This is a genomic window from Mesorhizobium sp. P2_E6 (assembly GCF_056403835.1).
Window position 1 is genome coordinate 139,504 of sequence record NZ_JBFUEQ010000004.1, and the last position, 15,013, is coordinate 154,516.

Sequence of the window (15,013 nt, forward strand, 5' to 3'; positions counted from 1 at the left end):
TCCAGGAAAAGTGTGAAACGGCTTTCCGCCCGGAATTGCGGCAAAAACAAAGGGATAGAACGGTTCCTCGTTCCGTGAAACGATGGACTGTTCAGGGGAGGCATGATGAAACTTGGACTACTCACCGCACCTTTCGCGGAGACGCCGCTTGGCGAGGTCGCCGGCTGGGCAAGCTCCGCCGGCTTCGAGGCGCTGGAAATCGCCTGCTGGCCGAAATCGTCGGGCGCCAGCCGCCGCTATGCCGGCACCAGCCACATCGACGCCGCCTCGACTTCCGCCGCGCAGGCCAGGGAGATCGTCGCCTTGCTGGCGGAGAAGAACCTCTCGGTCTCCGGCCTCGGCTACTATCCCAACCCGCTGCACCCCGACGCCGCACACCGCGAGGCTGTCATCGGCCATCTGAAGAAGGTGATCGTGCTGGCCGCCAATATGGGCGTAACTGTCGTCAACACTTTTTGCGGTGGCGATGCCGCCAAGACCGTCGACGTCAACTGGCAGGAGGCGCTCAAGGTCTGGCCCGAAATCGTCGCCCATGCGCGCGGCCATGGCGTCAAGCTCGCCTTCGAGAACTGCCCGATGATCTTCAGCTATGACGAGTGGCCGGGCGGGCACAACATCGCCTATTCGCCGCAGGTCTGGCGCCGCATCCTGGAAGCCTGGGGCGGCGATGTCGGCATGAATTTCGACCCTTCGCACCTGGTCTGGCAGATGATCGACCAGGCCCGCTTCATCCGGGAATTCGGCCCCTACATGCTGCATGCCCACGCCAAGGACCTGATGATTGATCATGATGGACTCTACGAGCGCGGAATCCTCTCGGCTGGCATAGGCTGGCAGGTGCCGCGCATGCCGGGGCTCGGCGATGTCGACTGGAGCGGCTTCTTCTCCGGCCTCTACCGGGCCGGCTATGACGGACCCATCATCATCGAACACGAGGACAGGCGATTTGAAGGCAGCGACGATCAGGTGAAGCGGGGCTTTCTGCTTGCCCGCGACGTGCTGCGTCCGTTCGTGAAATGACGGCGCAAATGCATGTCGCCCAAAGCGCGGAGGAGCGATTTTGGGACAATGACATGCATGGAACAAGCACAAGAACTTAAGGCGCGCCGCGTGAATCTCTTTCTGCGCGACGCGGTTTAACGGCTTGGAACTGAACTGAAAAACAATGTGGAGGAAGTCTGAAATGAAGAAATATCTGACCATGGTCCCGCTACTTGCCGGCGCGGCCTTCCTGGCCTCGGTGGGCGCCTCGTCCGCCGCTGGCAAATACACCATAGGCATCTCCAACACCGTGCAGGGCAATGGCTGGCGCGAGGAGATGGTGTGCGCCATGAAGGCGCAGGCGCTGGCCTCCGGCGAGGTGGCCAAGCTCAACATCGCCCACCGCAACACCGATGCGGCCGGCCAGCTCGAAGACATCCGCAACCTGATCAGCGCCAAGGTCGACGCCATTGTCGTCAACCCGGCCGATCCGGCCGGCATCAAGGCGGGCCTCGAGGAAGCCACCAAGGCCGGCATCGTCGTCGTTGCCGTCGACCAGGCGGTCACCGAACCGTCTGCCTACATCATCTCCAACAACCAGGAGCAGTACGCCTATCTCGGCGCCAAATGGCTGTTCGGACAGATGGGCGGCAAGGGCGAAGTGTTCTACATGCGCGGTGCCGCCGGCGCGTCCGCCGACAGCGACCGCGACAAGGGCTTCAAGAAGGCGCTGGCCGAATTCCCAGACGTGAAGGTCGCACAGGAAGTCTTCACCGGCTGGCAGCAGGACCAGGCCAAGCAGCAGATCCTTTCTTTCCTCTCGACGGGAACGCCGATCAACGGCATCTGGACCTCCGGCATCGACAACGTCATCGTCGACGCGCTGGTCGAGTCGCAGGCGCCGCTGGTGCCGATCGTCGGTGCCGACAATGCCGGCTTCGTCGGCCAGTTGAGCTCGGTGAAGGGTCTCGTCGGCGCCGCAGTCACCAACCCCGGTTCGATCGGCGGCGCTGGCGTGACGCTGGCGCTGCAGATCCTCGACGGCAAGAAGCCGGCACAACAGACCGTGCTTGTCGAACCGCAGCTGTGGGAGAACGCCACCGACGAAGGCAAGGCCAAGCTGAAGGCCGCCGCCGACCCGTCGCTGAGCCCCGAATGGCCGGTCTCGATCTCGATCCCCGACTGGACCACCTACACCAAGGACCAGATCGTCGCCTGCAAAGGCCCGGGCGAGTAAGTCTGGGCTTTCGCTAACGGCCGTCGGTCGGCGCCGCCCCTCACCTGCCTGCCGGCATCCTCTCCCCGTATAGAGACGGGGAGAGGAACGTCGTCGTCCGGCAGGACAGTGAGGGGCGGCGCTGACATTCGCAGTGATCCGAGCACGCAACCCGAGAACCGCACGATTTGACCAGCAACCCGCTCCTCGACGCCACCGGCGTCGCCAAGAATTACGGCGCCGTTGCCGCGCTGCGCAACGCATCGCTTTCGGTGCTGCCGGGCGAGGTGCACGCGCTGATGGGCGCCAACGGCGCCGGCAAGTCGACGCTGGTGAAGATCCTGACCGGCGCTATTCGTGCCAATGCCGGGCGTATCCTGATCCGTGGCGAGGCCCGCGACATACGCTCGCCCGCCGCCGCCCGCCGCGCCGGCCTTTTACCCGTCTACCAGGAACCGTCGCTGATCCCCGATCTCGACGTGCTGTCCAATCTCAGGCTGACCGGCACGCCGGTCGAGCCGTTCCGCGCCTGGGTGCGCGAACTCGGCATTCCCGATCTCGATATCCGCGACACCGCCCGCGACATTCCGCTGGCCGTACTGCGCGTGCTCGACCTGGCGCGTGCGCTCGCCGTCGAGCCCGACGTGCTGCTGCTCGACGAGATGACGGCGGCGCTGCCCGCCAACCTTGCCGAAAAGGTGCTGGAAGTGGTGCGCCGCCAGGGGGACAGCGGCCGCGCGGTGATCTTCATCTCGCATCGCTTCGTCGAGATCTCGGCGCTGTGCGACCGCGCCACCGTACTGCGCGACGGCGAGACCGTCGGCGTCGTCGACATCGTGCCCGGCGTCGAGGAAAAGATCGTCGAGCTGATGCTCGGCACACGCATCGTCAAGACCCATGTCGCCGCCCGCAGCGCTGCCCAAAAGGCTGCGCCCGCCCCTGCCCGCCCGCGGCTGGCGGTGCGCAATCTGCGCGTCGGAACCAAGCTCAACGATGTCTCCTTCGATCTCGCCGATGGCGAGGTCGCCGGCGTCGTCGCCCTTGAGGGCCAGGGCCAGGACGAGCTGTTCGCCGCTCTTGCTGGCTCGATCCGGCCATCGGGCGGCGCAATAGAGGTCGACGGCCAGCCGGCGAAATTCTCCCACCCGATCGACGCCATCCGCGCCGGCCTCGCCTATGTGCCAGGCGACCGCGCCGAGGCGCTGGCCATGCAGCGCTCGGTGCGCGAGAACATCGCGCTGCCCTTCAGTGCCGCCTTGCGCAACTGGGGGCCGATTGCCATGCGCCAGGAGCGCGCCAAGGTGGTCAGCGCCATCGAGCGGCTGCAGATCGACACCCGCGCGCAAGGGGAAGTGCAGCGCCTGTCCGGTGGCAACCAGCAGAAGGTGACCATCGCCCGCTGGATCGCCGCCGACACACGGACCCTGCTGTGCTTCGACCCGACGCGCGGCATCGATGTCGGCACCAAGCAGGAGATCTACAAACTGCTGCGCGAGGTCGCCGGCAACGGCAAGTCGGTGCTGTTTTACACCTCCGAACTGGAGGAGGTGCAGCGTGTCTGCGACCGCGTCATCGTGATCTTCGGCGGTCGCGTCGTCGACATCTTCCCGGTCGAGGAGGCCGACGAGCCGGCGCTGATGCGCGCCGCCTACGGCCTGCCGCGCGGCGCCAAGGCCGACATCGGCATTTTGGCAGATCCCCACGCTTCTTCGCCTGAGAACGCGAGTTCCTCGGATTCAAACACGCCGGGGCCGACGCCATGAGCCATTTCCTGCGCCGCCAGGGCTGGGTCGCCGGCCTGTTCGTCCTCTTCGTCGTCCTGTTCATCATCACAAAACTGATCCAGCCGGCCTATGGCAGCGGCGATTTCGGCTCGCTCGTGCGCGCCGTGCTGCCTTACGCCTTCGCGGTCGCCGCGCAGACCGTCGTCGTCATCGCCGGCGGCATCGACCTGTCGGTCGCCGCCATGATGGCGCTGACCAGCGTCACCGCCGCCTCGATGATGTCAGGCGCCAGCGAAGAATATGCGCTGTTCGTGGTGCCCTTCGTGCTCGCCATGGGGTTCGTGCTCGGCGCCATCAACGGAACGCTGATCGTCGTCACCCGCGTGCCCGACATCGTCGTCACACTCGCCACTCTGTTCGTCCTGCAAGGCGCTGCCCTTTTGGTGCTCGACGCACCGGGCGGTGCCGCGGCCGAATGGCTGAAGGCGCTGATCTCGGGCACGGTGCCGATCCCCGGCCTGCCCGACGACATCGATGCCTGGCTGCCCAAGGCTTTGCTGCTGCTCATCGTCTGCCTGTGCATCATCTGGATACCGCTCAGGCGCTCCCGCCTCGGCCTCTCCATCTACGCCATCGGCTCGAGCGAGCTGGCAGCGTTCCGCAGTGGCGTGCCGGTGGCGCGCACCCGCATCATCGCCTATGCGCTGTCGGGCCTGTTCGCCGCTTTTGGCGGGCTGGCTCTGACCATGAGCACCGGCATCGGCGCGCCCATTCCTGGCCCCTACCTGCTCGCCAGCGTCGCGGCGGTCGTGCTGGGCGGCGTCGCACTCGGCGGCGGCAGAGGCGGCCTGCTCGGCCCCATCGTCGCAGTCTTCGTGCTGCGGCTGGTGCGCACCGATTTGACGCTGCTTGCCATCGACCCCAACGTCACCGCCATCATCGAAGGCGCCATCATGGTCGCCGTGGTGATGTTCGGGGCCTTCATCACCATGCGGAGCCAGCAATGATGAGTGGGCATGAAATGGGGCGCCGCGGAGCACTATCCTCTGCCGTCAACCGAACCAACATCGGGCGAAACCAATCGCGAGCACGAGCGTCATGAGCACAACCGCGATCTCTCCCCAACCTGTCCCCTTCGGCCGCCGCGTAAAGCGCTTTATGGCCGACCGGCCGCTGATCCCGCTGATCATCTTGCTCGTCATCCTGGTGGTGATCCTGCAGATCCTGCGCCCCGGCATCGTCAACGAGCGCTGGATCGCCAACACCATCAAATTCGCCATTCCCTTGGCGATCCTCGCCGGCTGCCAGACCATGACCATGCTGACCGGCGGCATCGACCTGTCGATCGGCACGGTGGCGACGATGAGCGCCTTCATCATGGCCACGCAAATCGTCAACCAGGACCCGGCGGTGGCCTTCGCACTGGCGATGATGCCGGCGGTGCTGATCGGACTGGTCAACGGCATCGGCGTCGGCGTCTTCCGCGTCCATCCGCTGATCATGACGCTGGGCACCAGCCTGATCGGCACCGGCTGCCTGCAGGTCTACCAGCGCACGGTTATCGCGTCGGGCGCCAAGATCCCCGACTTCCTCGCCTGGCTCGGCACCGGCCTGACTTACGGCATTCCCAACGCGCTGCTGCTGTTCGTGCCGCTGGCCGCACTCATCGTCTTCACGCTCAGCCGCACCGGCTTCGGCCGCCTGCTCTACGCCGTCGGCGACAATGAGCGCGCGACCCGCCTCTCCGGCGTGCGATACTGGCAGGTCATCACCGCGCTCTATGTCATCTCCAGCGTGCTCGCCGGCATCACCGGCCTGCTCTACATCGGCCTGATCAAGGCCCCTTCCCTGTCGCTCGCCGAACCGCTGGTGCTGCCTTCGGTGGCGGCAGCCGTGATCGGCGGCACCTCGATCTTCGGCGGCCGCGGCGGTTACACCGGCACCATCATCGGCGCCCTGATCCTCACAGTGCTGACCACGCTGCTGACCATCCTGCAAATGCCGGAAGGGGCCAGACGGATCTTGTTCGGCCTGATCGTGCTGTTCGTGACGGCGGCGTATCTGCGGATTGTGGAGGAAAGGTAGGGGGGCGGCCGCGGAACCGAATGTCCGCGTCACGCCGCGTTTCCGCCACAGAGGCAAGAGGCAGCTTTGCGCCGACAATGGTCGCTGTCCCCGGCATTCTCGAACAGCCATTCTCCGTCTCGAAAGAAGGCCTCCCTTTTAGCTTTGGGCCCGCATCGCAAGCCGATGGTCGCAGTATACAGCCGGATCTGAGGCAATATGTGCGTCGACAGGTTAGCGAGCTGCGATGGATCGAAAGACTCTTGGAAGCTTATTTGCGTTCCAGCAGCTATAGCCGACTTTGTCTCACTCCCCTGGCAAGTAGGTTTCGTCCAACGGGCGATTGGACTGGTCGCCCTTGGCCGCCACTACAAAGAAATACAGGAGTGACGCCAATCGGAACTCGTGCAGTTGTTGCTAGTCCACGAGGTTAAAAAAGGACGCACGGATCGGCTTAAGCTAGGAAGATTCCAGCTTGCAGCCTAGCTAATTTACTGACATATTTATCTGTTTCCGAGTTTTGCACTGTGGCAATTGGGGCAAAAAGATGGCCAAGGAATCTGCGAATGCCGCTTCTCCAGCAGTTAAAGCGGACGTAAATCTGATGGGTAATGCAGAGGGTAACGGGCTGAACTTCATGGCGGCCCAGGCTCGCGAGGGCGGAGGCTCCGGCGACGCTGTAGGTGTCGACAAGATACGCGATCTGCTGTTCGGCAACCAGATGCAGGACTATGACCGCCGGTTTTCCAAGCTTGAAGAACGGTTCTTGCAGCGCTTCAAGGATGTCGAATCCGAGGCCAAGCGCAATCTCGAAATGTACGAGTCAAATGCAAAGAAGCAGGTCGAATCGCTTGCCGCGCAATTGCGGAACGAAAAAGACGCACGAGCCGAGGCCGACAAGGAGATTGACCGGAATCTTCGCGAGCAAAATCAGGCACTTGAAAAGCAGGTGCGCGCGTTGTCGGATCAATTGAGCGAGCTTGAGCGCGATGTTGCGGATCGGATGAATCGAAATGATCATTCGCTGCGTGAGGATATCAAGCAAAAGAATGAAACCGTTCAGATGATCATGGAGAAAATGTTCTCCGATCTCAGCAACGTCAAGACCGACCGAAATCTTTTGGCTGGCCTGTTTGTCGAGGTTGCAAAATGTCTGAATCAGGATCCCGTCGGTAACAAGAACAACTCGGAACGCAGCTGGAAAGTGAGTTGATCGGAATTTGACGTCAACCGTCGACCCAGTCAACCTTCCTCAAAGTACAGCCTCGAACGATACCGAGATTGATCGCGAGGCTCTGGCTAGGCTGTTGGTCGAAATTGCCCGGAACGTCGATCCGGACAATCATGCGCATTTCGACGTTCCAGCCGCCGACCATCGCATGGACACACTTCGCGAGCTGCTGGTCGGCCGCGAAATTTCTGAGCTTTCACGCGTTACGCACCTGCTCGACGAACCCGAGCAGCTTGCGGCCGCAGTGGGGGACGTTCTCCCCAGCGCAGCCGCATCGGCGTCTCATGCGCAACTCGGCGAGGCCTTTGCGCCAGTTGTCGAGCGGGCCGTGCGACGGTCCATCCAGAAGAACCCGCGCACGCTGACGGATATATTATACCCGGTGTTTCTGCCGGCTATTCGCAAGTCGATCGGCGAAAAGATCGACCAGACCTTTCAGTCGCTGAACGAATCTTTAAGGCATATATTTACCTGGCATGGACTTAAGTGGAGATTTGAAGCTTGGAGGACAGGAACGAGCTTCTCAGAAGTTGTCCTTAAGCATTCCCTCTCCTATCAAGTAGAGCATGTCTTTCTCATTAACCGCAATTCCGGGCTATTGATTACACATGTAGCCGCCGAAAATGCAACGAGCGAAGACCCTCAACTAATTTCTTCGATGCTTAGTGCAATTCAAGATTTTGTGAAGGACTCATTCAACGAGAAAGAACAGAGCGGACTGGACACTATCCGTTTCGGGGAGCTTCGTCTTTGGTCGGAAGTTGGACCGTTTGCGACCTTGGTTGCGGTGATCCGCGGAAATCCGCCAGAGGAATTACATGAAATAATTCGCGACGTACTGCTTCGCATCCACGATGAGAGCTCAGAAGCTCTAGAGCAGTTTGACGGCGACAGTTCGCAGTTGGCCGGCGTAGAGGCGCAGCTACAGACCTGTGTTGAACTGAAGCACGAGGATTCAAACGAGGGATTTCCGTGGCTGGTGGTGGCTGCAGTCCTGCTGGTTTTGGTACCCGCAGGCGGTTGGTTCTTTCTTTCCTGGCAAGCCGGGCAGCGCTGGCAGGCCTATGTGTCGCGACTGGAGACCCAGCCGGGCATCATCGTTGCGGAACACCAGATGCGCGGCGGCCAATTCTATATCGCCGGCCTGAGAGACCCGCTTGCCGCCGACCCGCAGTCGCTGTTGTCCGGAACGCAGGTAGATCCCGCCCGGGTTCATTCGCAGTGGCAATTCTATCAGAGCCTTGAGCCGGAGTTCGTGTTGAAGCGCCTGACGGCGTCGCTGGCTCCGCCGGATTCGATACGGCTTTCGATCGTCAACGGTCGCATCGTTGCCGAGGGTGAGGCTCCCGACACGTGGATCGACCGGGCGCGTGCCACCGCCCAACAACTTTCGGCAGGCGGGCCGGTCTTCGATATCTCCAAGGTTCGTGATGTTAGCCCCGAAGCACGCGCAGCGGAGCGCTGGCAGGCCTATGTGTCGCGACTGGGGGCCCAACCGGGCATCATCGTTGCAGATCAGAAGATACGCGATGGCCAATTCTATATTGCCGGCCTCAGAGACCCACTTGCCGCCGACCCGCAGTCGCTGCTGTCCGGAACGCAGGTAGATCCCGCCCGGGTTCATTCGCAGTGGCAATTCTATCAGAGCCTTGAGCCGGAGTTCGTGTTGAAGCGCCTGACGGCGTCGCTGGCTCCGCCGGATTCGATACGGCTTTCGATCGTCAATGATCGCATCGTTGCCGAGGGTGAAGCTCCCGACACGTGGATCAACCGGGCGCAGGCCGCGGCCCAGCAGCTTTCGGCAGGCGGGCCGGTCTTCGATATCTCCAGAGTCCGCGATGTAAGCCCCGAAGCACGCGAGGCGGAGCGCTGGCAGGCCTATGTGTCGCGACTGGGGACCCAGCCGGGCATCATCGTTGCAGATCAAAAGATACGCGATGGCCAATTCTATATTGCCGGCCTGAGAGACCCGCTTGCCGCCGACCCGCAGTCGCTGCTGTCCGGAACGCAGGTCGATCCCGCCCGGGTTCATTCGCAGTGGCAATTCTATCAGAGCCTTGAGCCGGAGTTCGTGTTGAAGCGGCTGACAGCGTCGCTGTATCCGCCGGATACAGTACGACTTTCAATCGTCAATGATCGCATCGTTGCCGAGGGTGAGGCTCCCGACACCTGGATAGACAAGGCGCGCGCAGCAGCCCGACAGCTTTCGGCAGGCGGACCGGAATTCGACATCTCCAAGGTTCGTGATGTGAGCCCCGACGCACGAGCGGCAGAGCACTGGCAATATTATGTGTCGCGACTTGAGGCTCAACCGGGAATCATCGTCGCCCAACAAACAGCGAGGGGTGGACATTTCTACATTTCCGGCCTGAGAGACCCGCTTGCCGCCGACCCGCAAGCTCTGCTGTCCGGAACGGAGGTTGATCCTGCCCGCGTTCATTCACAGTGGCAATTCTATCAGAGCCTTGATCCGAAGTTCGTGGTGAAGCGGCTGACGGCGTCGCTGACCCCGCCGAAATCGGTTCAGGTTTCGATCGTCCAAGGTCGCATCGTTGTCGTGGGTGAGGCTCCTGCCGCCTGGATCACTCGGGCGCAGGCCGCCTCCGAGCAACTTTCGGCGGACGGAGTGGTTCTGGATGTCTCGCAGCTGCGTGAGCTAAACCTTGCAGAACTTAATTATTTGAGAGAAGCCATCCAGACGACCGATATTTTCTTCTCGTCCGGCAAAGTTGTGCCGGGACCAGAGCAGGTGCCGGTTCTCGACAGGTTGGCGGATCAAATCAAGGAATTCGCCCAGAATGCCCGCAAGTCAGGCGTAACAGCGCGGTTCATGTTAACCGGGCATTCGGACGCCACTGGCCGTGAGACGGCCAACGCGTCGATCAGCGCCGCCCGCGCCGAGACAGTTCGCGCGCTTCTCAACAAGCGCGGCGTCCCTCCGGAACTGCTGCTGGTTCGGGGCGCGGGAACTTTTGAGCCGTTGGTGCCTGAAAATATTCAAACTGGCAGCTCCACCAATCGCCGGGTTTCGGTTACGGTAAACCTGGACTAGGGCGGGGCCCACGATGCTGCAAAAAAAGATCTGCATGTTGGGCGGGTTCGCTGTCGGAAAGACGAGCCTGGTGCGCAGGTTCGTGCAAAGCATCTTTTCGGAAACTTACTTGACCACGGTGGGAGTGAAAATCGACAAGAAGAGTGTCGTACTCGCGGACAAAACCGTGGATCTGATTTTGTGGGATTTGGCCGGCGAAGACGATATCGGCTCATTCCGCGTCAGCTATGTGCGAGGTGCGACCGGGCTCGTGCTTGTCGTCGATGGAACCCGCGCCGCCACTCTTGCCGTGGCGCTCACGCTGCGCGAGCGGGTCGAGGCCGAATTCGGGCCCATGCCGTTCGTGTTGCTGTTCAACAAATCCGATCTGGCCGATCGGTGGGCAATACCGGATAGTGAGATTGACGGACTGAGGCAACTTGGATGGCAAATCTATCTGACAAGCGCGCTTTCGGGTGAATGTGTCGATGACGCATTTCGTCAGCTTGCTTCGATGGTCACCGAATAGACCATGCATGGATTGCCAAGAGAAGTCAGAAGCTGGATTTTCAACTTCTTCTATCGTGAGCACTCTGTCGCGTATCTGAAAATTGACGCAGAGCTTTGCATAGTTGCGAAGGGCGGCAATCTTAAACATTACGAACTCTCATCACTTCGCATTGGTAAGCCTGTTGCCGATCAGCTTGCATTCATGGAAGGCTTGCTGCCTTGCCCGGAGCTTCCATTTCATATGGCCATGATCGAACTGCCCGGCGGGCGTGTCGCGGACCTTCATCTTTTTGCTGACGATGACTGCGTGTGGCTGCTCTTTCTTGACGCCACTGCCGAACGCGACAACAGGCAGCGGCTTCAACAGAAGGCTTATGAAATGACGCTCCTGCAAGAGAGGGAGCGTCAACTCAACGAGAAATTACGATCGACGAACGAGGCGTTGAGGGAGAGCCAGGAGGGATTGTCGCGTGAATACCAGCGCGCCGAAACCCTGCTCCTCAACATTCTTCCGGCGTCGATCGCGGAGCGGCTAAAGGCGCACGAACAGATTGCGGACAACCACGCAGAGGTGAGTGTGCTTTTTGCCGACATCGTCGGTTTTACGGAAAGAGCGCGCAGCGTCGGAGCCGTGACGACGCTCGCTATCTTGAATTACTTCTTCAAGGTGGCGGATCAGCTCTCGGAAAGATATGGCTGCGAAAAGATCAAGACAATCGGCGATTGTGTGATGGTGGTCGCCGGCCTGCCCGCCGCGCGATCCGATCATGCGGAAGCCCTTGCGCACTATGCACTTGAACTGCGCGAGGCGGGTCGGCGCGAACGCTTCGCAGGAGAACCGCTAAGACTGAGAATTGGAATTCACTCAGGACCGATCGTCGCCGGCGTCATCGGCAAAAAGCGGTTTGCCTATGACCTGTGGGGCGACACCGTCAATCTCGCCTCACGGATTCAAACGTCCGCCGAGCCCGATGAAATCCGTATTTCGGATGCAACTCACACACTGCTTGGACCAGATTTCGCTTGCGACCCACTCGAGGAAACGGAATTGCGTGGCACAGGTCGTGTGCGCATGTGGCGGCTGCGGGCCTGATTTGCCACTTGGCTGTGCCAACCCTGCAGCGCATTTCATTTCAAGCCAGCGAATGTCATCTTTCGCCAAGCCAACCAAGCAAGACACGTTCCGTGAACCACAAGAATGACAGTCGCGGCCGCCTTTCTTTGCAAGCTTAAGTCGGGTTGCCGTCAACTAGAACGGGGCCGCTCCCATATCTGAGATCGATAAGGTAGACTGCAGCATCGGAAGACGGCGATGCACCATTCGTTTGGACAATTCGAACTTGATGAAGCTGCCCGCAAACTGTCCCTGGAGGGCGTTGGGCAGAAAATCCAGCCGCTTGTCTTTGACTTGCTCGTGTATCTGGTTCGCAACGCAGGCAGAGTTGTACCCAAAGAGGAGTTGATGGACGCTCTTTGGCCGGATGTCATTGTGACTGAAGCGTCGCTTCAGCGGGTGGTTAGCCTTACACGCAAGGCGCTTGCAGCAGGCGGATTGCAGGACGCAATACACAGCTACGTCCGCCACGGCTATCGCTTCGCAATCGATGAGCCAGGACTGGGCTACGTGCGGCCTGCCACGTTCGCGGGGGATGACAACCTTGCGCAGGCCCGCAGGCTAGCGGCGGCACGCGATTGGAGTGCGGCTGCAAAGCTCTTCGCAGGTCTTGCGGATATCGAGGCTCTCTCTCCGGCCGATATCGATCTTTGGGCTTTGGTCGTTGAATGCGGAGGGCGGCCGACCGAGGCGATCCCTATGCTGACCCGCGCCGTTGCTGCTCATATCGAGGCTGGGGATTCAGCGCGCGCCGCCAGATCCGCCGTGACACTTGCCAAGATCCAAGCCGAACGGGGAGCGGCTGCCGTTGCGGAGGGATGGCTGGAACGTGCTGCTTCGCTTCTTTCTCAGTCCAAGGACGCGAGCACGGAATCGTATCTGCTATGGATGAAGTCGCGTCTTGCATCCTCAGGCGGCCGCCCTGAGGAAGCGCTTCAGTTGGCTTCGGCCGCCCACTCGATAGCTGAACATTGCGATGACCCAGGCCTGCGAGCCCTGACCCTGACCTACAAGGGATTTTACAATCTGGCGCTTGGGAAGATCGAGGAGGGCAACGAGCAGCAAAACCATGCGGCGGCGATCGCGTTGTCGAGCCAGGTGGACCCGATCACCGGTAGCTTGGTCTATTGCAACATCCTCTGGAGCTGCAGGACCTTTGCCGATTGGTCGCGTGCTCGCCAGTGGAGTGAGGGTTTTGAAAGCTGGTGTACCGCAAGCTTTGCCCAAACATCAGGGGCCTGTGACCTTCATCGTGCCGAAGTGGTTGCGGCGCAACAGATTTTGCCTGAGGCCCTGGCTTGCATAAATGAGGCGCTTCCCAAACTTTCTGCAGAGGAATCGTGGTCGCTTGGCGAGGGCTTTCGGGTCCGTGGCGATATCTTCGCCATGATCGGCGATCTCGCGTCGGCGCGAGCTGACTACGATCAGGCCTATGCACTCGGCTGGGACGCGGAACCGGGCAATGCCTTGCTGTTGTTCGAAACCGGCGACTTGGAAGGTGCGCTCGCTGCAATTGACCGTGTCTTACAAGGGGTGTCATGGTTCCATCTTCAGCGGCGCGGAAACTTGTTGGTCAATGCAGCCTGCATTGCAGCACGCGGCGGACGCTCGAACCAAGCCTCAATCTATCTGACCGAAATCGATGCACAACCACAACGCTGGCGACAACCGGCGACACAGGCGTTGATAGCCGAAACAAAGGCTGCACTCTGCAAGCCAGACGACCCGAACAAAAATCGCCTTCTGCTGTTGGCCCGGCAACTTTGGACAAGCGCCGGTGTCGATTATCATGCGGCGAGGATCCGCCTGCAGTTGGCAAGAGCTCTGCTCGGCTCGGGCGACGTCAGCGGCGCGAAAGTAGAGATCACGGCGGCAGAAAGATCGGCTCGTCACCTGGGATCGCAGCGCCTGGACCAAGAAGCCGCACTGCTTCGCCACAGCCTTTTGCCCGATAGCCAATCGCTCATCGATGGCCCCAGGCAAGAGCTCATCACCTGAACGCCGCTCGCTTGCCTGCCGCGATGAGCTACGGATCAGCTCTTGCCGCCGAGCCAGGGCGAAGATCAGCCAAAGATAAGCTCGAGATAAGGACGGTCAGTCCCCTCAGTAGGTAATTTTTCCCCGTCATGCAGACACGCATGGCACCAGCGGCGCCGACAATGGGTCGGCGCGATAGCGAAAGGGAAAAATCGTGAACCTCTATGTCATCCGTCGCCCTAGCGCATGGGCATCTCTGCAGGAACTCGAAGCCGCCGGCGCGAAATCAGCGAAGGTCGCGAAGGAACAGATGCCGGGCCAAGTCCGCTGGATCCGCAGTTACGTGGTGAATGAACCCGATGGGCGCATCGGCACCTTCTGCATCTACGAGGCGAACGACGGCGAGGCCATCCGGGATCACGCCAAGCGCGTCGGCATGCCGGGAGAGGAATTCTACCCGGTGGCCGACACCGTCATCCTTCAAAACGATCCGATTTCAACAGCAGCCGCCTGACGAAGTCCAGTTGCTGCCTCACGTCTTCAGCGTGGGGCAGCATCACGCAACCAACAGGCAATGAACAGACGGCGCTTGGAGGCGGCATGCCCGCATACCAGCGCCGCGAATCCTACCGAATGGAGAAAACAATGTTTCACTACCTCAAGCATGTTTCGATTGGGCTGAAGGCTCGCAGAACCGAGAGGGCTTTACGCGCTCTGCCAGACCATATCCTGAAGGACATAGGCCTTCGACGCGATGCAATCTCGTATGCCGTTCGAGAGCATCTGAAGCACGATCGTATTTGATCGTTCGCAACTAGATGGAATTGGAAAATGGAAATTCTTATAAACATGGCGAACATCATGTATGTGGTCGCTTACTTCACGCTGGATATTTTGCGGCTGCGGATGCTGACGACTGCAGCAGCAATCTGTCTCGCCGTGTACTTCTACAGCCAGCCGGCGCCGCTCATGAACGTGGTCGGCTGGAATGTCTTCTTTGTGCTTCTGAACCTCATCCAGATCGGCCGCATCTTGACGTCTCGCTACGTTAAGGTGCGGTCATACTCTCGCGGGGAAAATGCCGGCGGGCGCATGCGAAATGGCGGATTTTGAACAACATTGGCGCTCGAAACCGAGACATCAGGTATGAGGCGCATGGTTCCGA

At 60.7% G+C, this 15,013-nt stretch carries 13 protein-coding genes; all 13 read left to right on the forward strand.

Annotated elements, in window-relative coordinates; translation table 11 throughout:
• The first annotated feature begins 105 nt into the window (after nt 1–105).
• The 13 genes from AC1D08_RS11390 to AC1D08_RS11450 all read left to right on the forward strand — a co-directional run bounded on the left by AC1D08_RS11390 (nt 106) and on the right by AC1D08_RS11450 (nt 14,961).
• Nucleotides 106–1,020 (forward strand): sugar phosphate isomerase/epimerase family protein, encoded by a 915-nt coding sequence (locus AC1D08_RS11390; RefSeq protein WP_477423125.1) that lies wholly within the window; start codon nt 106–108, stop codon nt 1,018–1,020.
• Between the two features lie 163 nt (nt 1,021–1,183).
• Nucleotides 1,184–2,218: an ABC transporter substrate-binding protein gene (locus AC1D08_RS11395; protein ID WP_095091300.1), complete on the forward strand. Its 1,035-nt coding sequence runs from the start codon at nt 1,184–1,186 to the stop codon at nt 2,216–2,218.
• A 167-nt stretch (nt 2,219–2,385) separates the two neighbouring features.
• Nucleotides 2,386–3,960, forward strand: a complete 1,575-nt coding sequence (locus tag AC1D08_RS11400; RefSeq protein WP_457153782.1) for a sugar ABC transporter ATP-binding protein — start codon at nt 2,386–2,388, stop codon at nt 3,958–3,960.
• Complete coding sequence (locus tag AC1D08_RS11405; protein WP_457153783.1) at nt 3,957–4,928, forward strand: ABC transporter permease; 972 nt, start codon at nt 3,957–3,959, stop codon at nt 4,926–4,928. The genes AC1D08_RS11400 and AC1D08_RS11405 overlap by 4 nt, the downstream gene beginning before the upstream one ends.
• Nucleotides 4,929–5,019: 91 nt before the next feature.
• Complete coding sequence (locus AC1D08_RS11410; protein ID WP_457153784.1) at nt 5,020–6,006, forward strand: ABC transporter permease; 987 nt, start codon at nt 5,020–5,022, stop codon at nt 6,004–6,006.
• Nucleotides 6,007–6,532: 526 nt separating this feature from the next.
• The gene (locus AC1D08_RS11415) at nt 6,533–7,198 is read left to right on the forward strand and encodes a hypothetical protein (RefSeq protein WP_095091773.1); all 666 of its coding nucleotides are present in this window, start codon (nt 6,533–6,535) and stop codon (nt 7,196–7,198) included.
• A gap of 94 nt (nt 7,199–7,292) precedes the next feature.
• The gene (locus tag AC1D08_RS11420) at nt 7,293–10,268 is read left to right on the forward strand and encodes an OmpA family protein (protein WP_477423127.1); all 2,976 of its coding nucleotides are present in this window, start codon (nt 7,293–7,295) and stop codon (nt 10,266–10,268) included.
• Between the two features lie 13 nt (nt 10,269–10,281).
• Nucleotides 10,282–10,776, forward strand: coding sequence for a Rab family GTPase (locus AC1D08_RS11425; RefSeq protein ID WP_477226802.1), 495 nt, complete (start codon nt 10,282–10,284; stop codon nt 10,774–10,776).
• Nucleotides 10,777–10,779: 3 nt separating this feature from the next.
• The gene (locus tag AC1D08_RS11430) at nt 10,780–11,850 is read left to right on the forward strand and encodes an adenylate/guanylate cyclase domain-containing protein (protein ID WP_457154433.1); all 1,071 of its coding nucleotides are present in this window, start codon (nt 10,780–10,782) and stop codon (nt 11,848–11,850) included.
• A 219-nt stretch (nt 11,851–12,069) separates the two neighbouring features.
• A complete protein-coding gene (locus AC1D08_RS11435; RefSeq protein WP_477423129.1) occupies nt 12,070–13,869 on the forward strand; it encodes a winged helix-turn-helix domain-containing protein in 1,800 nt (599 codons plus the stop codon).
• 193 nt (nt 13,870–14,062) lie between these two features.
• The gene (locus tag AC1D08_RS11440; RefSeq protein ID WP_477423131.1) at nt 14,063–14,362 is read left to right on the forward strand and encodes a DUF4242 domain-containing protein; all 300 of its coding nucleotides are present in this window, start codon (nt 14,063–14,065) and stop codon (nt 14,360–14,362) included.
• Nucleotides 14,363–14,493: 131 nt separating this feature from the next.
• Nucleotides 14,494–14,652, forward strand: coding sequence for a DUF1127 domain-containing protein (locus AC1D08_RS11445; RefSeq protein WP_477395936.1), 159 nt, complete (start codon nt 14,494–14,496; stop codon nt 14,650–14,652).
• 27 nt (nt 14,653–14,679) lie between these two features.
• Nucleotides 14,680–14,961 (forward strand): hypothetical protein, encoded by a 282-nt coding sequence (locus AC1D08_RS11450; protein ID WP_457153090.1) that lies wholly within the window; start codon nt 14,680–14,682, stop codon nt 14,959–14,961.
• Nucleotides 14,962–15,013 lie beyond the last annotated feature (52 nt).